This is a genomic window from Dactylosporangium sp. NPDC049140, assembly GCF_040648435.1.
The window spans coordinates 267,524-288,812 of record NZ_JBEZDS010000005.1 but is presented as its reverse complement, the minus strand read 5'-3'; the positions used below and the strand labels follow the sequence as shown (position 1 = coordinate 288,812).

General features: G+C 72.4%; 18 protein-coding genes. 7 read left to right on the top strand and 11 right to left on the bottom strand.

Annotated elements, in window-relative coordinates; genetic code table 11:
- Window positions 1-6: 6 nt before the first annotated feature.
- The 6 genes from AB0B76_RS11920 to AB0B76_RS11895 form a co-directional block, all read right to left on the bottom strand.
- A complete protein-coding gene (locus AB0B76_RS11920) occupies window positions 7-1,971 on the bottom strand; it encodes a discoidin domain-containing protein (protein WP_360373482.1) in 1,965 nt (654 codons plus the stop codon).
- A gap of 65 nt (window positions 1,972-2,036) precedes the next feature.
- Complete coding sequence (locus AB0B76_RS11915) at window positions 2,037-4,172, bottom strand: cellulose binding domain-containing protein (RefSeq protein ID WP_360373652.1); 2,136 nt, start codon at window positions 4,170-4,172, stop codon at window positions 2,037-2,039.
- Between the two features lie 180 nt (window positions 4,173-4,352).
- Window positions 4,353-5,642: an RICIN domain-containing protein gene (locus AB0B76_RS11910; protein WP_360373479.1), complete on the bottom strand. Its 1,290-nt coding sequence runs from the start codon at window positions 5,640-5,642 to the stop codon at window positions 4,353-4,355.
- Between the two features lie 254 nt (window positions 5,643-5,896).
- Window positions 5,897-7,165 (bottom strand): MFS transporter, encoded by a 1,269-nt coding sequence (locus tag AB0B76_RS11905; protein ID WP_360373477.1) that lies wholly within the window; start codon window positions 7,163-7,165, stop codon window positions 5,897-5,899.
- A 108-nt stretch (window positions 7,166-7,273) separates the two neighbouring features.
- Window positions 7,274-7,906, bottom strand: coding sequence for a helix-turn-helix domain-containing protein (locus AB0B76_RS11900; protein ID WP_360373474.1), 633 nt, complete (start codon window positions 7,904-7,906; stop codon window positions 7,274-7,276).
- A gap of 230 nt (window positions 7,907-8,136) precedes the next feature.
- Window positions 8,137-9,159: a LacI family DNA-binding transcriptional regulator gene (locus AB0B76_RS11895; RefSeq protein ID WP_360373471.1), complete on the bottom strand. Its 1,023-nt coding sequence runs from the start codon at window positions 9,157-9,159 to the stop codon at window positions 8,137-8,139.
- Window positions 9,160-9,312: 153 nt separating this feature from the next.
- Between AB0B76_RS11895 and AB0B76_RS11890 the strand changes: the two genes are divergently transcribed.
- From AB0B76_RS11890 to AB0B76_RS11875, 4 genes are all read left to right on the top strand, one after another.
- Window positions 9,313-10,389: a substrate-binding domain-containing protein gene (locus tag AB0B76_RS11890; protein WP_360373468.1), complete on the top strand. Its 1,077-nt coding sequence runs from the start codon at window positions 9,313-9,315 to the stop codon at window positions 10,387-10,389.
- Window positions 10,386-11,402: an ABC transporter permease gene (locus tag AB0B76_RS11885; protein ID WP_360373465.1), complete on the top strand. Its 1,017-nt coding sequence runs from the start codon at window positions 10,386-10,388 to the stop codon at window positions 11,400-11,402. The genes AB0B76_RS11890 and AB0B76_RS11885 overlap by 4 nt, the downstream gene beginning before the upstream one ends.
- Complete coding sequence (locus AB0B76_RS11880; RefSeq protein WP_360373462.1) at window positions 11,399-12,178, top strand: ATP-binding cassette domain-containing protein; 780 nt, start codon at window positions 11,399-11,401, stop codon at window positions 12,176-12,178. The genes AB0B76_RS11885 and AB0B76_RS11880 overlap by 4 nt, the downstream gene beginning before the upstream one ends.
- Window positions 12,179-12,370: 192 nt before the next feature.
- Window positions 12,371-13,477: a serine hydrolase domain-containing protein gene (locus AB0B76_RS11875; protein WP_360373459.1), complete on the top strand. Its 1,107-nt coding sequence runs from the start codon at window positions 12,371-12,373 to the stop codon at window positions 13,475-13,477.
- On the opposite strand, the gene AB0B76_RS11870 is transcribed toward AB0B76_RS11875, so the two are convergent.
- The gene (locus AB0B76_RS11870; protein ID WP_360373456.1) at window positions 13,459-14,025 is read right to left on the bottom strand and encodes a DinB family protein; all 567 of its coding nucleotides are present in this window, start codon (window positions 14,023-14,025) and stop codon (window positions 13,459-13,461) included. The two genes, AB0B76_RS11875 and AB0B76_RS11870, sit on opposite strands and share 19 nt — an antisense overlap.
- A gap of 177 nt (window positions 14,026-14,202) precedes the next feature.
- Between AB0B76_RS11870 and AB0B76_RS11865 the strand changes: the two genes are divergently transcribed.
- A complete protein-coding gene (locus tag AB0B76_RS11865) occupies window positions 14,203-14,556 on the top strand; it encodes an Lsr2 family protein (RefSeq protein ID WP_360373453.1) in 354 nt (117 codons plus the stop codon).
- A gap of 443 nt (window positions 14,557-14,999) precedes the next feature.
- Here the strand turns inward: AB0B76_RS11865 and AB0B76_RS11860 are convergent, their stop codons facing one another.
- From AB0B76_RS11860 to AB0B76_RS11845, 4 genes are read right to left on the bottom strand one after another with little or no spacing between them, the layout of a single operon-like run.
- Window positions 15,000-15,263 carry a hypothetical protein gene (locus tag AB0B76_RS11860; RefSeq protein ID WP_360373450.1) on the bottom strand — a complete coding sequence of 88 codons (264 nt, stop codon included), beginning with the start codon at window positions 15,261-15,263 and terminating at the stop codon, window positions 15,000-15,002.
- A gap of 30 nt (window positions 15,264-15,293) precedes the next feature.
- Window positions 15,294-15,704 carry a VOC family protein gene (locus tag AB0B76_RS11855; RefSeq protein WP_360373447.1) on the bottom strand — a complete coding sequence of 137 codons (411 nt, stop codon included), beginning with the start codon at window positions 15,702-15,704 and terminating at the stop codon, window positions 15,294-15,296.
- The gene (locus AB0B76_RS11850) at window positions 15,701-16,546 is read right to left on the bottom strand and encodes a helix-turn-helix domain-containing protein (protein WP_360373444.1); all 846 of its coding nucleotides are present in this window, start codon (window positions 16,544-16,546) and stop codon (window positions 15,701-15,703) included. The genes AB0B76_RS11855 and AB0B76_RS11850 overlap by 4 nt, the downstream gene beginning before the upstream one ends.
- A 19-nt stretch (window positions 16,547-16,565) precedes the next feature.
- Complete coding sequence (locus AB0B76_RS11845) at window positions 16,566-16,988, bottom strand: STAS domain-containing protein (protein WP_360373441.1); 423 nt, start codon at window positions 16,986-16,988, stop codon at window positions 16,566-16,568.
- Between the two features lie 469 nt (window positions 16,989-17,457).
- On the opposite strand from AB0B76_RS11845, the gene AB0B76_RS11840 reads away from it, so the two are divergent.
- Window positions 17,458-19,677 (top strand): choice-of-anchor J domain-containing protein, encoded by a 2,220-nt coding sequence (locus AB0B76_RS11840; protein WP_360373438.1) that lies wholly within the window; start codon window positions 17,458-17,460, stop codon window positions 19,675-19,677.
- Window positions 19,678-19,744: 67 nt separating this feature from the next.
- On the top strand, window positions 19,745-21,232 hold the full coding sequence (locus AB0B76_RS11835; RefSeq protein WP_360373435.1) for a hypothetical protein: 1,488 nt from the start codon (window positions 19,745-19,747) through the stop codon (window positions 21,230-21,232).
- The last annotated feature ends 57 nt before the right edge of the window (window positions 21,233-21,289 follow it).

The following is a 21,289-nucleotide window of genomic DNA, read 5'->3' as shown; positions in this document are numbered from 1 at the left end:
CTGCCTTCAGAGGCGGTAGAGCTCCAGCGCCGACAGCTGGCCCGCGGACTGGACGGAGTTCGCGGTGAAGACCAGGCGGACATAGCGCCACGGCGTGCCCGGCAGCATGATCGTCGCGCGCTGGCCCGAGGCGGGGTCGAAGGTGTACGACGCCGGCGCCGTCAGGGTCGTGAAGGTCTTGTCGTCCGCGCTCGCCTGGACCTCGATGCGCTGGCTGCGCGCCGGCCACGCCGCCGACGGGGGCAGGCGCAGCACCGCCCGGCGCAGCTGGGCCGGGCCGCCCAGGTCGACCTGGACCCACTGCGGGAACGCGTTGCTGCGGCTCTCCCAGTACGTTCCCGCGTCACCGTCGGTGATGTTGCCCGAGCCGTACACGTCCGCGTGGCCGCTGTCGCGGGTGTCGTGGCCCGCGGCCAGGTTGAACAGGTTGTCGAGGCCGAGCGGGTCCGGGCTGCCGCTGGTCCGGGTGCCCTCCGGGCCGGAGGCCGCCGGGGCCGGCGCGCCGCTCGGGCGCCCGGCCGAGGCGGAGGGGCGGGCCGAGGCCGCGCGGGAGGAGCCGCTCGGGGACGGGCCGGAGGTGGCGCTGCCCGCGCTGATGTCCGGCATCAGGTACGGGTCCGTGCCCACGTTGTCGGTGTGCCCCCGGTCGCCGGGCCAGGCCGCCACGATGCCGGCGCCGACGGCGAGCACGGCGGCGGCGCCCGCGACGGCCAGGACGAGCCGCCGGCGGCGGGGCGGGGCGGCGTCCGGCTCGGGCTCCGCGCCGAACGTCAGGACCTTCGCGGGCGCGTAGGGCTTCAACGCGGCGCCGTCGTCGGGCCGGTGCCTGTCGAGCTCGAGGACGTCGCGGCCGGGACCGGCGTCCGCGCCCAGGTGGCGCTCCGCCAGCTCGGCCGCCACGGTCCGGCCCCAGTCCGTCGCGTCGCCGTTCACCTGCAGGTCCACGCCCGCCGGCACGTCGGTCAGGGCCGAGGTGAACAGCGCCGACAGCGCCGGCCACACGAGGTCGTTGATCTCCAGCCCGGGCGTGCCGACCACGACCCGGTAGCGCCCGTCCGCGAGCGGCCGGTACGGCGTCAGGTCGACGGTGGCTTCCTGCGAGGCGGGCGGCGCGGGGTCCGGGGCCGGTACCGCGGCGCGGCCCACGGCCGGGGCCAGCGGGCCGACCGGCATCGCGTGCAGGCCGCCGCCGGAGACGCGGACCAGCCAGCCCAGGTCGAGCGCGTAGGTGGCGGCGTCGACGGCGCGCAGGCCCGGCTGCGGGGGCGTGGACGCCGTGACCTCCTCGCGGCCGTCGGGCCGGCAGCGCAGCCGCCCGGCCGGCTCGGCCCACACCGGGCGCAGGGCGGCGTCGAGCGCGTACACCACGACGTCCCCGGACGGCGTGTGCAGGGGCAGGCCGTTGACCAGGCTCACCGGCTCGCCCAGCTCGGCCGCGGCGGCCAGGGCGACGGCGCGGCCCGCGCCCTGCCCGGGGGCCAGGGCGGCCACGTCGAGCACGGCCCGGTCGGCGGGGGACAGGGCACGCAGCGCGGCGGCGAGGGCGGGGCCGGTGACGGTGGCGTCGAACACCAGCAGCGGGCGCTGCGGGTCGACGGCGATCGCGTCGGCGATCTCGGGCGGGGTGGTGCCGGTGGGGAGCAGCCGGCCCGCCGGGATCGGGGTCGCGTCCAGGTCGAACGGCGGCCAGGCGGGGGCCGGGAAGCGCGGGCCGGCGGCGACGCGGCGCCCGCCGGGGGTGTGCCGCCACCAGCCGCCGGCGGCGAAGAGGGTGCCGCCGGGGGAGACGACCACCGGGCCGGCGGGGGCGAGCACGGGCCGGCCCAGCCGGGTGGCCCGGTCCTCGGCCGCGGCCTCGTCCGGGTCGAGGAGCACGACGCCCTCGAGGCCCTCCGCCGGCATGTCCGGGGCGGAAAGCGCATCGACCACCAGCCATCCGGGCACGGCGGGCATATGGGTCGGCTCGATCACCCCGGAACCTTACATCCCCCGGCCGCCACCGCCCGGACGAGCGGTGGCGGCGGGTGAGAGGGTCGTCAGCGGACGTAGATGACGGGCTGCTTGGGCGCCGCCATGCCGCTGCCGATGAAGTACGACGGGTGCGGCGGCTGGTTGTACGCGGTGTTCTGCCAGGCGATCGCCTCGCGGTACTGGCTGTCGTGCATCAGCGTGTACAACTTCGTCGACGTCGGCGTCGACGTGCTGTAGATCCGCAGCGCCGTGTTGCTCGTCGTCGGCCAGATGACCTCCTCGCGCCAGTCGCCGAACAGGTCGGCCGACAGCGACGGGGTGGACTTCGTGCCGTTGTTGGAGTGCACGTCGGAGCCGGTGAGCAGGCGGTTGTCGCCGCTCGTGCCGTACTTGTCGATGTGCGTGGAGTCGAGCAGCTCGCGGGTCGTGTCGCCGTCCCACCAGATCACGAAGTTCGTCGAGCCGGGCTTGCGCGAGGACACCACCGCGCCGCTGGGCGAGCGCACGCCGTCCGCGGCCGCGGACCACGACTCGGCGCCGGGGCTGCCCGACCAGATGTCGTCGGAGACGCCGCGGCCGTTGTCGCCGTTGGGTGGCGTGGTCCACAGCACCTGGCCGGTGCGGGCGTCGGCGAAGTACGACGAGGGCTTCGAGCCGTCCTCGTCGACCTTGAACTCCTCCAGCCCCGGGCGGGACGGGTCGAGGTCGCCGACGTGCATGGCGTCGCCGTGGCCGTTGCCGGTGTTCCACAGCCGGCCGCCGTTGTCGTCGACGGTCATCGCGCCGTACACGATCTCGTCCTTGCCATCTGCGTCCACGTCGGCGATCGCCAGCTGGTGGTCGCCCTGCCCGGCGTAGGAGCTGTTGCCGGAGGCGTTGCTGTCGAAGGTCCAGCGCTTGGTCAGCGCGCCGTTGCGGAAGTCCCAGGCGGCCAGGACGGTGCGGGTGTAGTACCCCCGCGCCATGATGAGCGACGGGCGCTTGCCGTCGAGGTAGGCCGTCCCGGCGAGGAAGCGGTCCACCCGGTTGCCGTAGCTGTCGCCCCAGGCCGAGACCGTCCCGCGCGGCGGGTCGTAGTTGACCGTCGACATCGCGGCGCCGGTCTGGCCGTTGAACATGGTGAGGAACTCCGGGCCGGACAGGACGTAGCCGGAGGAGTTGCGGTAGTCGGCGTTCGCGTCGCCGATGACCCGCCCGGTGCCGTCCGTGGTGCCGTCGGCGGTCTTCATCGCGACCTCGGCCTTGCCGTCGCCGTCGTAGTCGTACACCTGGAACTGGGTGTAGTGCGCCCCGGCCCGGATGTTGCGGCCGAGGTTGATCCGCCACAGCCGCTGGCCGTTGAGCTTGTACGCGTCCACGTACACGTTGCTCGTCACGCCCGACTGGGAGTTGTCCTTGGCGTCGACCGGGTCCCACTTCAGGATGATCTCGTACTGCCCGTCGCCGTCGACGTCGCCGACCGACGCGTCGTTGGCGCTGTACGTGGAGCCGGGGCTCTGGATCGGTACGTCCAGGTAGGCCCCGCCCGTGAAGCGCAGCGAGGCCGGCGAGGCCGCCTGCTCGGCCCCGCCGACGACCGCCCGCACGGTGTAGGAGGCGTCGGCGGCCGCCCCGCTGTCGAGGTAGTTCGTCGAGTTGGTGACCGTCGCGACGCGGGTGCCAGCGCGGTACACGTTGAACGACGTGTCGTACGCCTCGGTGCCCAGCAGCCGCCACGAGACCAGGTTGCCGCTGCCGGAGCGCACCGAGATCAGGCCCCGGTCGAGGTCCTCCATCTGCCGCCCGTTCTCACCCGGCGGCGGTGGAGAAGTGGTGACCGGCGGAGTGCTCGTCGGGGTGCTCGTCGGGGTGGTCGTTGCGCCTGTGCAGGCGACGCCGTTGAGGGAGAACGCGCTCGGCACCGGGTTGGAGCTGGTGAAGGCCCCGTTGAAGCCGAACGAGACCGTGGCGTTGGTGGCGATGGCGGCGTTGTACCCGGCGTCGACCGCCTTCACCGCGGTGCCGCTCTGCGTGACGGTCGCGTTCCACGCCTGCGTCACCGACTGCCCGCTCTCGTACGTCCACGTCAGGTTCCAGCCGTTTATCGCGTCGCCGAGGTTGGTGATGTCGACGTTCGCGCCGAAGCCGCCCTGCCACTGGTTCGTCACGGTGTACTGCACCCGGCAGCCGGCCGCCGCGTAGGCGATGTGCACCGCCGCCACGGCACCGGCTCCGGCCGCCAGAATCGCCGCCGAGGCGGCCACTGCTCTTCGCACGTTCGCGCTCCTCACCCGCGGGGACTGTTTCGGCGGACGGTAGTCGCGGGGCGAAGAGTTTCGAAAGTCATCGATCCCGGGACCGTGTGGGACGGTCCCGGGATCGTGAAACTTACGGGAAAGCGTTTACCTCAGCGTGAACGACTGCGCGCCGGTGCCGTTGCAGGCGTACTGCACCAGCTGCACACCGTCGGCCGTGGAGGCGGCCGGCGTGTCCAGGCACTTGCCCGTGGCCCGGCTGACGAGGTGGTAGTACCCGCCGCCCTCGGCGACCGGCTGCCACTGCTGGTTGGTGCCGCCGCTGTACGCCCACAGCTGGATCGGCGCGTTGTCGGCGGTGGACTTGCCGGTCACGTCCAGCGACTGGGCCGGGTTGCCCTGGTTGTCGACGCGGTAGTAGCCGTCGGTGGTGGTCTGGAACCGGTAGTGCTGCGCGTTCGTGCCGTTGCAGGTGTACTGCTGGATCGCCGTGCCGTTCGCGGTGCCGGCCGAGCGCGCGTCGACGCACTTGCCGCTGGTCTTGTTGACGAGCTGGTAGTACGTGCCCGGCTGGATGGGGCCGGACGACGTGGGCGGGGCCGACGTCGGCGGGGTCGTCGTGGGCGGGGTCGAGGACTGCCCGGCCAGCCACTGGATGCCCTGGATGATCCAGCGGTTCTGGTTCGCGCTCTCGAACGTCGAGGACGTGCGCGTGTTCGTGTCGTAGTTCATGCCGTTGTGGCCGAAGTTGGCGTACAGCATCTTGTAGTTGCGGTTGGTCCACAGGATCGGGTAGTAGCCGCTGTACCAGGACTGGTTCGGGTCGGTGCCGACCGGGAAGCTGCTCGGGTCGACCGACGCGAGGATGTCGATGTTCGGGTTCTGCCGCAGGTCGTTGCTCCACGAGTACCACTCGGAGACCGCGGAGGTGAACGTCGCCGGCAGCCCGGCCGTGGACGGGTGGTTGCGGTCCTCGACCTTGTACGTGATGCGGGTCGGGCCCCACGTGTTGGTCTGGAACGCGCCGGAGCCGAGGAAGGTGTTGTAGTACCAGCTCCAGGAGCCCGGGTCGGTGGTGAAGGCGCTCACGTGGAAGCCCATCCAGGCGCCGCCGTTCTGCATGTACTGCTGGAACGCGGCCCGCTGCCCGGAGGGCGGGGCGTCGTCCAGGAACATGATCACCTTGTACTGCGCCAGGCTGCCGGTGTTGAGCCGGCTCCAGTCGGTGGTCGCCTCCCACGTGAAGCCGTTCGCGGCCCCCTGGGCGGGGAACCAGTCCTTGGCTTCTTTGTCGAAGTCGATGTGGGCGGCGTCCCAGGTGCCGTTGTAGAAGGCGAGCACCTTGAACGGGGTGGCGGCGAGGGCGGGCCGGATCACGAGGCCCACCCCCAGCGCCGTCAACAGGGCAAGCGCTGCCAGCGCCAGCTTTCTGCGCACGGTTGGGGGTTCCTATCGGGTGTAGGCGGGTGAGGGTGGGCGGATCCGCTCTGTCGCATCATCGGGCATCGATGACGGCCGCACAAGGTAAAGAACCCTAATAGTTAAAGTAAGTCGCCAATTAACTGAAACCGCAGGTCGTCCGGGGCCGATCCCGATCACCGTCACGCCCGCGACGGCCACCGAGGTCAGCCCGGCGTTGCCGCTGGTCGATGGATGTCCTCGCCGCCGGGTAGGTGACCATCCGCCGACGTTCACGTGGATGGCGCTCGGTGCTCCCGGGGAGCGGATCGGGCCATGACGGCCAGGCCGACGACGGCCGCCAGCGCGAGCGCGGCCGGCATGTGGAACACCTGGGGAAGGCCGACCGCTGCGGCGCCGACCCCGCCGGCGGCACCGCCAAGGGCGGATGCGAGGGCGGTGGAGCTCATGAAGATCGCCGACGCGGTGGCGACGGAGGTGGGCAGCAGCCGCTGCGCGACGATGATGCCGAGGGTGGCGAAGACGCCCCAAACGCCGCCCATGAGGATCTGCCCGGCGAACAGGCCGACCGGGTTGCCGGTGACGGCGAAGCAGACGTTGGCCGCGACGCCGAAACCGGCGCCGAGAACCATCAGCTGCATCATGCCGGTGCGCCGGGCGACGATGACGGCGACGGGCATCAGGACGATCTCGACCAGCGGCTGGATGCCGATGATCGCGCCGCTGAGCCCGGCCGGCAGGTGCAGCTGCGTGTTCATGTAGATCGGTAGGTAGGCGTACTTGATCGGCTCGCCGGCATACACGAGCACGTACAGGCCGGTGAAGGCCAGCAGTGGCAGCATCGCCCGCAGACCGGGACTGTGGTTTCCCGAAGCCGAGCCATCCGGTCCGGCCGGAACGGCAGGCGCCGTGCGGAGCACGCCGAGCGGCACGATCTGGGCGAGGGTGCACACTGCGGTGGCGAACAGCATCGTGCGCAGCGACGTCTGCGCGGCGAGGAACGATCCGGCGACCGGACCGACCACCCAACCGCCGGTCAAGGCCATCCGCACGACAGCGACCACCCCGTCGTTGTTCGGGCCGGGATGGGCCTTGAGCTCGTCGTGGACGGCGGCGAAGAGTTGGGAGGTGGCGGCGCCGCCGAACGCGCCGACCACGGCGCTGATGACGTACGGCATCCACAGCTCGGTCGAGTACGCGATACCCGCCCAGCCCAGGAACCCGGCGATGGCGCACACCCGGAACAGGCCGAGCCGCCGGCCGGTACGGTCCGAGCGCCGGCCGACGAGGAATCCGGCCACCGGCGCGGTCAGGCTCGTCAGGTAGAACAGCCCCGCCGCCGTCAGCGATGCGTGCAGCTCGTTGACCAGGAACGACGCGATCTGCGGCGCTGCCGCCGAAAACCCCAGCGCGGACAGGAACACCGCCAGCGTGGCGCCCCGGTACAGCGGCGAGGCGAGCGTCAGCCGCAGCGCTGACGCATGCGCCACCGGCTCGTCGAGCGCCGGATCGGTCGGCTGGAGCTGCTCGGGAAGGGTCATCGGCGGTGCCTCCACATCACGTCGCGGAGCAGCGACACGGCCTTGGCGGCTGGCCGGGTATGCCCGCAGCCGCAGATTCTTCCAATGGAAGAATCTGGCGGTCAAGGACTATCGCTCAGGCCGGTCGCGGGGTTCTGCCTGCGGCGACGCCGGCAGCAGCCGTTCGAGCAGCGCGAGCGCGCGGCGTACGTCCACCGCCTCCGGGTCGAGCAGCCCCTGCAGCTGCAGCCCGTCCGACGCGGCGATGACGAGCGAGGCCGCGTCGTCGGGATCGATGTCCGCGGCGATCACTCCGGCGCGCTGCCCGGCGCGGACCCGTTCAGCCAGATGCCCACGCACCATGCAGAACCGCTCGCGGACGAAATCGCGGGTCAGCGGGTGCTGCTCGCCCTGCAGCGCGTCGGTGGTCAGCGTGGCGTACAGCTCGACCAGGCCGGGGATCGTGCGGTTGCGGTCGGCGCTGCGCTCCATCACCCCGACCGCCGACACCGAATCCGGCGGCGGATCGTCATGCTCACCCCGCTCGTGCGCGCGGTACACCTCGACCAGCAGCTCGTCCCGCGACGGGAAGTAGTACCGCAACGCCGCATGTGACACGCCGATCGCCTCACCGATCGCCCGCAGTGAGGCACCGACACCCCGCTCCGCGAACAGCTCGATGGCCCTAGCCAGGATCTCCGCGCGGCGCACCGCGGCCTTCCGGTACGACCGCTCCCGGCCCTCCGCGCCATACTTCTCCACCAGCGCATCGTATGAGGACCCCAGATTCGATTCGCTGCCACGGACGCTGCGGGCCGGGGAGCGCAACTCGACGCTGCGGCCGAGCACTGGGCGAGCGGCCGCTGCTGACGCGTCTGGCCTGCCACGGGACCTCCGCCGCCGTGCTGGCCGCGGAGTCGGCGGTGAAGTGCCGCAACGCCCGAGCAAACATTGCTGCGGTGTTCTCGCCGGCGGCGTCGGCCCGGGGCCGGTCAGAGGCCGGCGGGGCCGCGGATCTCGCCGGAGCCGCGGGGGATCAGGCGGGTCGCGACCACGTGCGCGGCCGGGTTCCAGGTCTCGCCGTCGAGGCGGCGGAACAGCAGCTCCGCGGCGAGGCGCCCCATCGCCGCGGCGTCCTGGGCCACCACGGTCACCGCGGGCTGCAGCAGGTCGGCGAGCGGGAAGTCGTCGAAGCCCACCAGGGCCACCGCCGTGTGCCGGTCCCGGCGGCGCAGCGCCCGGATCGCGCCCAGTGTCACGAGGTTCTGCGCGCTGAAGCAGGCCGTGGGCGGGCGCGGGCCGTCGAGCATGCGCAGCAGGGCCGCCTCGGCCGCGTCCGCGGTGTGCAGGTCGTGGGCCACGTGCGCGGCGGTGCGCCGGATCCCGTGCTCGGCCAGGGCCTCGCGGTAGCCGGTGAACCGCTGGCGCGCGGTGGCGATCGAGCGCAGGTCGCCGAGGTAGGCGATGTCGCGGTGGCCGTGCGCGACCAGGTGGTGGACCGCGGCCGCGGCGCCGGCCTCGTTGTCGGCCAGGACCGCGTCGGCGTGCAGGCCGACCGGGGGCCGGTCCACGAACACGACCGGGGTGTCGGGGTTCAGCTCGCGGGTGAGGTACGCCTGGTCGTCCCCGGCCGGCACCATGACCAGCCCGTCGGCCTGCCGCCGCGCGAACTCGTGCACCAGCGCCCGCTCGCGCTGCGGGTCCTCCTCGACGCTGCCGGCGAAGATGAGCACCCCGCGCTCGCGGGCGACGTCCTCGAGCGCGCGGTGCAGCGCCGAAGAGAACGGGTTCGCGATGTCCTCCAGCAGCGCGGCGATGGCGGCGGTACGCCCATCCGCCCGCCGCAGCCGGCTGGCGGTCATGTTCGGCCGGTATCCCAGCTGGTCGATCGCCCGCCGGACCCGCCCTTCCTTGGCCGCGCTCACCCCCGGCTCGGCGTTCACCACCCGGGAGACGGTCTTCGGGCTGACCCCGGCCAGCTGGGCCACGTCGCGGAGGGTCGGTCGGGCGTCCACGGTCGCCCAAGCTACCAGGAGTTCGTCTTGACAACGTTGTCGGACACGCATGACCGTGCCCAAATCGTTACACGAGATATTGGAACTGCATGTATTGACAATCATGATGTGGCCTAACGAGAGTGTTTTGACAACGTTGTCAAAGGAGGAACCATGCGCAGGGCCCTTATCGCGCTCGCCGCGACCCTCACGGTGCTGCCGGCCGCCGCGTGCGGCGACGACCAGGCCGGCGGGGGCGGCGGCGGCAAGGAAATCTCGGTCGCCCTCATCACCAAGAACTCCACGAACCCGTTCTTCGTCACCATGCAGGACGGCGCCAAGCAGGCCGCCGCGGCCGACGGCATCAAGATCACCATTGCCGCGGGCAAGGCCGACGGCGACGAGGCCGGCCAGGTGCAGGCGATCGAGGACGCCATCGCCCGCGGCGACGCCGGCATCCTCATCACCCCGAACGGGCCCGGGGTCAACCCCGCCATCAAGAAGGCCCGCGACGCCGGCCTGTACGTGATCGCCCTGGACACCCCGCCCGACCCGGCGAACACCGTCGACATCACCTTCGCCACCGACAACTTCAAGGCCGGCGAGCTCATCGGCAAGTGGACGGCCACCACCCTGGCCGGCAAGCCCGCCGTCATCGCGCTGCTCGACCTGTTCAACGACAAGATCGTGTCGGTCGACTACAACCGGGACCAGGGCTTCCTCACCGGCATGGGCATCGACGCCAAGGACAAGAAGCGCAACGGCGATGAAGCAAAAACCGGCAACTACACCAGTGCCGGCGGGAATGGCACCTACACCATCGCGTGCAACGAGCCCACGAACGGCGCCGAGGACGGCGGGCGGACCGCGATGGAGCGGTGCCTGACCAAGAACCCGGGGATCAACGTGGTGTACACGATCAACGAGCCCGCGGCCGTCGGCGCCCAGAAGGCCCTCAAGGCGGCCAACGTGCCGAGCCCGATCGTCGTGTCGATCGACGGCGGGTGCGACGGGGTGCAGCAGGTCAAGGACGGCCTGATCAATGCCACTTCCCAGCAGTACCCGCTGAAAATGGCCGAGCTCGGCGTGAAGGCCATCAAGCAGATCGCGACCGGCGGGCAGAAGCCGCAGGTCACCTCCGGCCTGGACTTCTACGACACCGGGGTCGCGCTGGTCACCGGCAAGCCCGCGGCCGGCGTCGAGTCGATCGACGTGGCCAAGGGCACCGAGCTGTGCTGGGGCAAGAAGTGACAGCCACGACCGCCGCCGAGCAGTTCGCGCTGCGCCGCCAGTCGCCCCTGCAGCGTGTCCAGCACGTGCTGCACGCCCACCCGGCGATCAGCCCGCTGCTCGTCCTCGTCGTCGCGGCGGTCGTCTTCTCGGCGATCAACCCGCGCTTCTCCTCGCCCAACTCGCTGTCGCTGGTACTGCAGCAGGTCGCCGTCATCGGCGCGCTCGCGGTCGGGCAGACCCTCGTCATCCTCACCGCCGGCATCGACCTGTCCGTCGGGGCGGTCACGATCCTGGCGATGATGCTCTCGGCGAAGCTGGCCGAGGGCAACGGGCTGCCCGGGCTCGTCGCGGTGCTCGTCGGCATCGCCGTCGGCGTGCTGGCCGGGCTGCTCAACGGCGCCCTGGTCACCCGCATCGGGCTGCCGCCGTTCATCGTCACGCTCGGCACGCTGAGCGTGTTCACCGCGATCGGGCTGCTGTACTCCAAGGGCCAGAGCGTCCAGCAGGTCGACCTGCCGGCGTTCGTCAACTGGACCGGGGAGACGTTCGCCGTGGGCCGGTTCCACATCACGGTCGGCGTGGTGCTGGTCCTGGTGCTGTACTGCGCCGTCGGCTTCGCCCTGGCCAACACCGCCTGGGGCCGGCACGTCTACGCCGTCGGCGACGACAAGGAGGCGGCCCGCCTCGCCGGCATCCGCGTCGACCGGGTGCTGCTGAGCGTCTACACCCTCGCCGGCGCCATCTACGGCCTGACCGCCTGGATCCTCATCGGCCGGGCCGGCGCCGCGAGCCCGAACGCGATCACCGACGCGAACCTGGAGAGCATCACCGCCGTCGTGATCGGCGGCACGAGCCTCTTCGGCGGCCGCGGTGCCGTGCTGGGCACCATGCTGGGCGCGCTCATCGTCGGCGCCTTCCGCAGCGGGCTCTCCCTCGCCGGGGTCGACGACCAGTACCGCGTCCTCGCCGTCGGCCTGCTCGTCCTGGTCGCCGTCGCCGTCGACCAGTGGATCCGGCGGGTGAAGGCATGAGCGCGGCCCCGGTGCTGTCCGCGCGCGGGCTTGTGAAGACCTTCGGCCGCGTGGTCGGCCTCGACGGCGTGGACATCGACCTGCACCCGGGCGAGGTCCTGGCCGTCATCGGCGACAACGGCGCCGGCAAGTCGACGCTCATCAAGTGCCTGACCGGCGCCCTCGTCCCCGACGCGGGCGAGATCCGCCTCGACGGCACCCCGGTGCACTTCCGCCGCCCGCAGGACGCGCGCGAGGCCGGGATCGAGACCGTGTACCAGACCCTGGCCGTCGCGCCCGCGCTCGACATCGCCGGGAACCTGTACCTGGGCCGGGAGCGCCGCCGCCCGGGCGTGCTCGGCTCGGTCCTGCGGATGCTCGACAAGAAGGGCATGCGCGCCGACGCCGGCCAGGCGCTCGCCGACCTCGGCATCGGCACCCTGCAGAACATGGCCCAGCCGGTCGAGACGCTCTCCGGCGGCCAGCGCCAGGCCGTCGCCGTGGCCCGGGCCGCCGCCTTCGGCAGCAAGGTGATCGTGCTCGACGAGCCGACCGCGGCCCTGGGCGTGCGCGAGTCGAACCAGGTGCTGCGGATGATCGGCGAGGTACGCGCCCGCGGCCTTCCGGTCATCCTGATCAGCCACAACATGCCGCACGTGTTCGAGGTGGCCGACCGCATCCACATCCAGCGCCTCGGCCGCGGGGCCGGCGTCATCACGCCGGAGACCCACACCATGTCCGAGGCGGTGGCCATCATGACCGGCGCCAGCACCCTGGCCGAGACGCCGGGCCGCTAGACCCTGGACGCCGGGCGGCCCGCGACGGCCGCCCGGCGCCGGGTCAGGCGTAGGTGTCGACGAGGTCGCCGCTCTGCAGGACCGAGCGGGCGTCCACGCCCTTGCTCCGGGTTCTGCCGGCCGGGCCGTCCTCGCGCGGTGCGGTCCGGGTACCGGCGGGTGCGGAACGGTTGCCGGCCCGATACTGGTGCCGTGCTCGACTGGCGCGAACGGGACCCCGGCGGCGTCGACCGCGACGGCCTCGAAACGGCGGCCGCCCTGGCCCGCGACCGCGGCGGCGCGTCCCAGCTCGTCGTCGTGCGCGACGGGACGGTCGTGCTCGACCGCGCCCACGGCTGCGACCCCGGCGCCCTGTTCTGGCTGTTCTCGGTCAGCAAGCCCTACGTCGCGCTGCTGGTGCACCGGCTGATCGAGCGCGGCGAGCTGGGCCTGGACGACCCGATCGCGCGGCACTGGCCCGAGTTCGGAGCCAACGGCAAGACGTCGATCACCGTGCGGCACGTGCTCCAGCACCGCTCCGGGCTCCCGGTCGCGCGGTCCACGGCCCGCGACGCGCTCGCCATGACCGACTGGGACGCGTCGGTGCGGGCGCTGGAGCGGGCCCGCCCGCGCTTCCCGGCCGGCGGGGGCCCGGCCTACCAGTACCTCAGCTTCGGCTTCCTGCTCGGCGAGCTCGTGCGCCGCGTCACCGGCGAGCCGGTCCGCGAGGTGCTGGCGGCCGAGATCCTGCGGCCGCTGGGCCTGCGCGACACGCACCTGGGCCTGCCCGACGCCGAGTGGCACCGGCACGTCCCGCTGCGCGGCCGCGGCCCGGGCCCGCAGGTCACGGCCGCGTTCGTGAACCGCCGCGCGGTCCGCCGGGCCGTCATCCCGGCCGCGGGCGTCTCCGCCACCGCCCGCGACCTCGCCGTGCTCTACACACTGCTGGCCGCCGGCGGAAGCCTCGGCGGCGTGAAGCTGCTCGCGCCGCCGACCGTCGCGTTCGCCACCACCCCGACCAGCGACGGCGCCGTCGATGCCCTGCTGCGCCTGCCGATCCGCTGGTCGCACGGGTTCCAGCTGGGCGGCCCGGGCCCCGACCCGCGCACGCCGCGCCCGATGGGCCGCACGAGCAGCCCGGCGACGTTCGGGCACAACGGCAGCTACGTCTGCATCGCCTGGGCCGACCCGCAGCGGCGGCTCGTCACGGTGTACCTGACCGACCGCCTCGAGCCGCGCCCGGCCGCCGTGGCCGCCCAGAACGCGGTCGCGGAGGCGGTGCTCGCCGCGTGCCCGCCGGTTCAGCTACGGGCGGCGTAAAGGTCGCGCAGCACGCCGATCTCGCCGCCGTGGTGCATCGTTTCCCGGTTCAGGTGCACGATGAGCGCGGCCATCGGATCGGCGGAGAAATAGGCGCCCTTCGGTCCTAGTGGCGTTCGCATCGCCTCGTCGCCGAGGTCGGCGATGTGGTCGTGCCATTGCCGGTAACTGTCGTGCAGGAACGCCACCCCGTCGGCCGCCGTGTGCGGCAGATCCGCAGGCACGTGACGCGGGTCGAACATGTCGGCATCCGCGGGGTCGCCCGGGCCGGGGAAGAACGTCGCCGAACGGATGACGAAACAGCCGACCGCGATGTGCATCATCCGCCAGGCGATCGTCGTCACCGGCGGCGGTTCCCGGCGGGTGGTGACGCCGTCGGGACGGAATCGGCCGTCCGCGCCGGCCCGGACACTCCAGCAGTCCGCCACCGGCTCCCAGAAGTATTCGTCGTCGGTCAGGCCCTGCAGCCGCGGCCACAGGTGCGCGTCCCAGTAGAACTCCAGCTGCGCCACGAGCAGGCGCCCCCAGTCCAGCGGCGGTGCGCTCATCGCCCGAGCCTAGACCGGTCAAGGGGCGCGCCGGGTACCCGGTAATTGCATGGACACGATCGGTGATGAACTGTTTTCCCCGGCTATCTGGCGGGAATGCAATTGATTCGCGATACTGTTTGCCACGGGCGCCGTTTCAAACAACCGGTCCCAGTCGCATACGGGAGGTCGGCCGGCATGGCCAAGCGTGTCATTCAGGAACTGATCGACGATCTGGACGGTAAGCCCGCCGATGAGAGTGTGACGTTCGGCCTCGATGGCGTGCAGTATTCGATCGACCTGTCCAAGAAGAACGCGGAGAAACTGCGCGCCGCGCTCAAGCCCTACATTTCCGCGGGCACCAAGGTCGGCCGGAGCGCGTCCGTAGGGTCCCGAACCGCACCCGGACGGGGCCGCGGCACCACGCGCGGCGACCGCGACCAGAACCGGGCGATCCGGGAATGGGCCCAGGGCGCCGGATTCCAGGTGTCCGACCGTGGCCGCATCAAGCAGGAGATCGTGGACCAGTACCACGCGGCCAGCGGCCGCTGAGCCACCACAGGCCCGGCGGCCGCCGCTCAAGGGCAGCGGCCGCCGCGCCCGCAAAAGCGGCCACGGAGTGCTGGGTGAGCCCCGCGCCAAACGAGGAACAGCCGCGCACCCCGAGCGCGGATGCCCGTCAAAGGTGGTCGCGTAGCGGCCATGGGGGGTGTGGGGTGGGAACCCCCCGCCGCGTACCGGGCGAAGCCCGCGCCATGCTAGGAGCAGTCGCGCACCTGGTGCGCGGATGCGCCCGTCAAAGTGGTCGCGTAGCGGCCATGGGGGATGCGGGGTGGGAACCCCCCGCCGCGTACCGGGCGAAGCCCGCGCCAAGCTAGGAACAGCCGCGTACCGGGCGAAGCCCGCGCCAGGCTAGGAACAGCCGCGTACCGGGCGAAGCCCGCGCCAAGCGTGCAACGCCGCCGTCGAGGCCGCCGGCCGGCCCGAGTGGGTGCTCAGCAGTCGAGGTCGGGGCCGGGCCGGTCGCTCATGAGCCGGCACACCGAGACCGGGCCGCCCGCGGCCGCGGCGATCTCCACCGCGCGCTCCAGCGACTCGACGTCGATCAGCCAGTACCAGCGGAACGAACCCCGGCCGACGCCGCCCTCGACGAGGACCGTCAGGCTGGGGTCGGCGAGGCGGCCCGCGTCGACCAACTCGCCGCCCAGCTCGGCCGGCGGCACCGATCCGAGCCCGTGCAACAGCAGGAACTTCGTCATGCCCTGAGGTCGGAGCCGGGGCGCGCGGCTCTACACGGGGCGGGGCTCGCCGCGGTACGTGCCGAACGACCACAGGTTGCCCTCCGGGTCGCGCGCCGCGAACCCCCGCGAGCCGTAGTCGGTGTCCTCGAGCTCCTGGGTGATCTCGGCCCCGGCGGCCCGGGCCTGGGCGAGCAGCGCATCCGGCTCGGCGGTCACGACGTAGCAGCCGAACGAGCCCGGCTTGAGGCTCCATTTGGAGCCGTCCTGGCGGTCGCTGCCCAGCATGATGCCGCCGCCCTCGGGCCAGGCCAGCTCGGCGTGCATGATCAGGTTGCCCTCGCCGTAGGCGGCGACCTCGACGAAGCCGAACGCGTCGACGAGGAACGTGATCAGGGCGCGGGCGTCGGTGGCGCGCAGGGTGGGCCACACGTTCGGCGGCGGGATCTTGTCATCGCTCATGCCGCCGAGTCTGCCCCGGCCAGGTCCACCGGGGATTGCACGTTTCGGAACTCCTCCGCCCACCAGCGCGCCGGTGGTACCCCGGCCAGCGCCGTGAACTCGCGGGTCAGGTGGGCCTGGTCGTAGTAGCCGCAGTCGACGGCCAGCGCGGCGAGCGGGTGCGTGCCGGCCGAGTCCTGCAGCCGCCGCCGGGCCCGGTCGAAGCGGGCCACGCGCCCGGCGACCTTCGGCGACAGGCCGATCTCGACGGCGAAACGGCGGGCGAGGTACCGCGCGCTCCACCCGGTCTCCCCGGCGAGCTCGCCCGGGCCGACCGCGCCGCCCGTCGCGCACAGCCGGTGCCACGCGAAGGCCACCTCCGGCGCGGGCCGCACGTCGGGCCGGGCCCGCCGGGTGAGCAGCTCGTCGACGATCCGGAACCGCGCCGGCCAGTCCGCGGCCAGCGCCACCCGCTCACGCAGCTCGGCCGCGAGCGGCCCGAGCACGTCGGCGCCGTCGAGGTCGGCGCCGGCCAGCTCGCCGGCGGGCAGGCCGAGCAGCGCGCGGGCGCCCAGCGGCGACAGGGCCACCTGGATGCCCGCCGAGGTGCCGGTCTGCTCGATCAGGGCCGGCGTGGTGTGCAGGCCGCCGATCAGGGTGCCGTAGTCGCCGGGCGGGGCGGCCGGGTCCGGGTGGGCGAGGATGCGCAGCGGCCGGTCGAGCGCGACGATCAGGGTCAGGTAGGGCGACGGCAGCCCCCGGTGCCGGCCCGGCGGCAGCTCGTGCCGGGCGTAACCCGTGTAGAAGGCCGCGAAGGGGCGCACGGCCGGGGCGGGCCGCCAGCGCACGTACGCGGACTCCATAGGGCCAGCCTAAGGCCGGTCAGGCGCTGCGGCGGTCCGTGCGGTTCATCGGCCACGCGGTCGGGGCGGGCGTCGCGTCGGGCTCGGTGATCAGGGCGTCCGCGTCGCCGTCGAGGGCGGCCTGCACGGTGTGGTACGTCGCGATGGTGTGCAGCGTCCCGCCCTCACGCAGCGTGTGCACGACCTGCGGGTTCGGCGCCGCCAGCACCAGGGAGCCGCCCTGCTCGGCGGCGATACCCGCGGTCACGCGCAGCATCATCACGCCCGTGCAGTCGATCGTGGCCACCGCCCCGAGGTCGACCACGATGCGGAGGTCGGGCCGCAGCAGCGCCTGGGACAGGGCCGTCTCGAGCTGCATCGCGCTGGCCGCCACCAACGCCCCGTGACAGGACAGGACCGTGGCGGCAGCGAGTCGTTCCACCGCGAGGGTCAGGGCTGCCATGCTGCGACGATACGGTCTGCGGTGACGGTGGGTGAACCACTGTCCAGCCGGTAACCCCATCCGTCCGGCCGGTGCGGGCACCACCGGACGTCGCGGTCGGTGATCGTCTGACCGGCGGCGGATGTCGCCCGGCCGGGTGTTTTCGCCGGAGTTTCGCCCCGGTGTGCAACCCGCTGACCGGTTCGTGCGTCACGGATTCGAGTGGCCGCAATCCGCCCGTCACGTTCGGTGATCAAGCGGCCTTTCTTAAGGGCACCTTTCCCGGCGATGGCCGAACATCGACGGTAATCACGGTTTGGCCTCGAACGGCAAGCCCGGCAACCCCTTGCGTGGACCCTCGGCCTACGAAGCGACGGCCGTCTCCATGGATCGCGACGATAGTGTGCGGTGTCAATACGATCCCGCACTCGTCGCTCCGTTCCCGGCGGCCACCCCGCCGGGTTCGGCGTGTCGTCGTAAAGGAGGCTCCATGGTAAGAAAAGGGCTGGCCACGACCGCGGCCGTAGCCTTGGCCATCCCGGTGCTCGTCGCGTTGCCGGCGGCGCCGGCTCTTGCGGCCCCGGCGAAAGCCCCGGCCAAGCAGGCGGCGGGCGCGTCCGACGTGCGGGAGATGAACCGCACGAACTTCACGTTCGAGGGCAAGGCCGTCGACGCGAAGAAGATGGCGAGCAGCAAGGCGCAGCGGCGCTCCACGCTCGCCGCGGGGGTCACCCCGCCGGTCGGCACCGTGCGTCAGTGGCTGGCTTCCAACGACACCACGGGCTCGTTGTACCGCAAGGACTACGTGCTGCGTGGCGTCGGCAACCACATCGAGGTGTGGGTCGCGGTGGACACGTCGTTCCCCGCGGGGGACTGCCGCAACCAGATCTCGAACACCACCACGGTGACGGATGCGCAGGTGACGAGCTTCATCCAGGAGTTCGACACCAACATGTACCCGAAGGAGACGGCCGCCTTCGCCACCCCGCCGGACCGCGACGGCAGCAACGCCGTCGTGCCCCCGGACGCCAACGGACACGGCGGCGACTACTCGGGTGGCGGCGAGAAGACGGTGACGCTCGTCGACAACGTCCGGGACTCGAACTACTACGACTTCCCGGCCAACCCGACGTACATCGCCGGCTTCTTCTCCTCGCAGATCAATGAGCTGCTCGACCGTAACGTCATGACCATCGACGCGTTCGACTGGGCGCACCGCACCGGTGCCAACCCGGCCGACGAGCCGACGGCGGACCTGTGCACCAGCCGCCCGACGAAGCCGCGCCTCTACGAGGGCACGTTCGCGCACGAGTGGCAGCACCTGGTCGAGTACTACTCGGACCCGAACGAGGTCTCCTGGATGAACGAGGGCCTGAGCGACTGGGCTCAGGTGCTCACCGGGTACGTCGACGGGACCAAGACGATCACCGAGAAGGGCAACGACAGCCACCTGAACTGTTTCCAGGGCTGGGGCAGCGTGCAGACGCCGTACAACCCCAACCCCCGGGACTGCAACGGTGCGCAGAACTCGCTCAACCTCTGGGGTGAGGGCAACACCGGCAGTGGCGTGCTCGCCGACTACGGCAACGCGTTCCAGCTGATGCTGTACCTGTCCGACCACTACGGTGAGGACATCATCTCGCGGCTCCACCGCGACGCTGACCTGCAGGGTATCGCCAGTCTCGACGCCGCCGCGAAGGCGGAGGGCGTCAAGGGCGGCGCATACGCGGTCCTGCGGGACTACCAGAGCTCGGTGCTGCTCGACCGGATCGTCGGGGAGTCCCCGTGGGGGATCGTCCTCGGGGCCGACAAGAAGAAGGTCACGTCGAAGAGCGTCAAGTCGACGGTGAACTTCGCCAACCCGAGCTCGTACGACAAGCCCGGTGCGGCCCCCAACGGTGCGGACTACGTGCTGCTCCAGAAGAACGGCAAGGCGCTGGCCGGCAAGGACCTGCGCTCGCTGAAGTTCAGCGGCGCGAAGACCCTGCCGACCCTGCCCCTGGCCTGGACGCTGGTCAACAACGACCCGGACCGCCCGGGCGACTCGGTGCTGTTCTCCGGCAACGCGAACAACACCGACGCCGCCGCGGTCATCCCGGTGACCGTGCCCGCCACCAACGCGACGCTGAGCTTCGACGCGAAGTACGGCGCCGAGTCCGGTTACGACTACGGATACGTCCAGGTCTCGACCGACGGTGGCACCACGTACACCTCGATCGCCGGTGACAAGACCGTCGACGCGCCGTTCGGCCCCGGCCTGAACGGCACGACGGACGGCTTCGAGCCGCACACCTACGACCTGTCGGCGTACGCCGGCCAGTCGATCCTGGTGTCGTTCCGCTACGTCTCCGACGGCGGCGTGAACGAGGGCGGCCTGCTGCTGGACAACATCAAGCTGGGCGGCACCGTGCTCAGCGACGGCTCCAGCCTGGCGCCGTTCAAGTCGCCGACGCAGATCAAGCCCGTCACGGTCCACAACTGGAACGTGAAGCTGATCGGCATCGACGAGGCGCACGCGTTCGCCTGGCAGTTCGAGTTCAACGGCCAGAACGAGCTCTCGCTCAACTGGATCCAGCTGGCGCTGCTGTCGCTGTTCCCGAAGGTCGTGGCCGTCGTGGCCTACGACGAGCCGACGGAGCAGGTGCAGCAGTACGCGCCGTATACCCTCACGGTGAACGGCGTGACCCAGCCCGGTGGCGGCGGGGCGTAACAAAGTTCCGAGGCGGCCCCATCGTCCACTGCGGACGGTGGGGCCGCTGCCGTTCTAGACTGCCGCGGTGCAGAAGACCCGCTACGGCCTGACCCGAGCGCAGGTGGACCTGTGCACCCGCCGGCGCGCCGCGGGCGACCGGGCCGGCGCCTGCGCAGCGGCCGGTATCGCGCTCGAGGCCGACCCCGCCGCCGTCTCCGCGCGGTTCGGGGCCGAGGCCGGCGCCGCGCTCGACGACGACCTGCGCCACCTGGTGCCGGACCTGCTGCGCTGGCACGTGCTGCGGCTGTACGAGCACCCGGCCCGGCCCGTCGCCGGGGGCGCCGCCATCCCGCTGACGGTCCTTGGCGAGCACGGCCTGCAGCTGGTACCGCAGACCGGCGCAACCCGCTTCGCCCTGCGGTACGACCGGCTGGATCCGGACCGGCTCGCCTCCGGGCTGCACGGCCTGCGCGAGCTGTGGGACGACCGGCACGCCGCGGGGCTGCTCGCGCGCTGCGGCGGGTACACCCGGCTGCCGTTCTTCGCCCCCGACGGCACGCGGCTCGAGGGCGAGGGCCCCGAGGCGGTCACCGAGCGGGTCGTGGCCGACTTCCGCGCCGGCCGCGGCGAGCAGGCGTGGCTGGAGGCCGGGTTCGACGTGGACCTGAACAACTCGGCCCCGGGCTGGTACCAGGCGCTGGAGAACGGCAAGGCGCCCGCGGCCGTGCAGCTGGCGTACGTGGCCTGGACGATCGCGACGCGGGCCGGCGTGGGGGCGGTGCGCATCCCGGCCGCCCGGTACCACCGTTTCTGGATCGACCGGCTCGACCCGACCGGCCGCGTAAAGCCCCGCCTGCGGGTAGTGGACGTGGCGTGGGACATGGGGGAGCCGTCCGTGGAGCTGCCGCTGACCGAGCTGTACGCCCCGGAGGACTTCTGGGACCTGCTGCTCGGCCGCATCGCTCCCGGGGACCTGCATCCCCTGGTGGCCGCGGCCCTGTTCCCGGCGCGGCCCGCGTCCGATCCGGCCGGGCCGCCCCCGATGGCGCCGCTCGCCCCGGTCCGGGTGCGCTGCGGCCCCGACTGGCACGAGGTCGCCTTCCGCGACGGCGTCCTGGCCGGGCCCCACCCGCCCGAGGAGCTCGGGCGGGAGCTGGCGCTGCTCGCCGTCGGCGGCCCGGTCCCGGCCGGATGCGCGGGCGCGGCGATCGCCTGGCGGGGCGGTCCCGGCCGGCTCCCGGCCCGGCTGCGCGAGCTGCGCGCCGAGCTCTTCGCCCGGGCCGAGCGGGGCGAGGCCGACACCGTGACCGCCCTGCTCGACGCCGGCCTCGACCCGCACGTCCGGGCCGGCGACGGCCGCTCCCTGCTGCACGTCCTGCCGGCCCTGGTACCCGACGAGGCCGGGCCGCGCCTGCTGCACCGTCTCGTCGCCGCGGGCCTCGACCCGGCGGCGCCGACCAAGCAGGGCCTGACCCCGCTGCGGCACGCCCAGCGGGCCGGCGCCGCCCCGGACCTCGTGGCCGCCCTGGCCGTTTTCGCGCATGGTGATGTCCGGGCGGGGCGGCTACCGTAGGTCGGAGCGGCATGACCCGTGGTAGTCTCGCGATCGATCAAAGTCGATGCCTGCCGT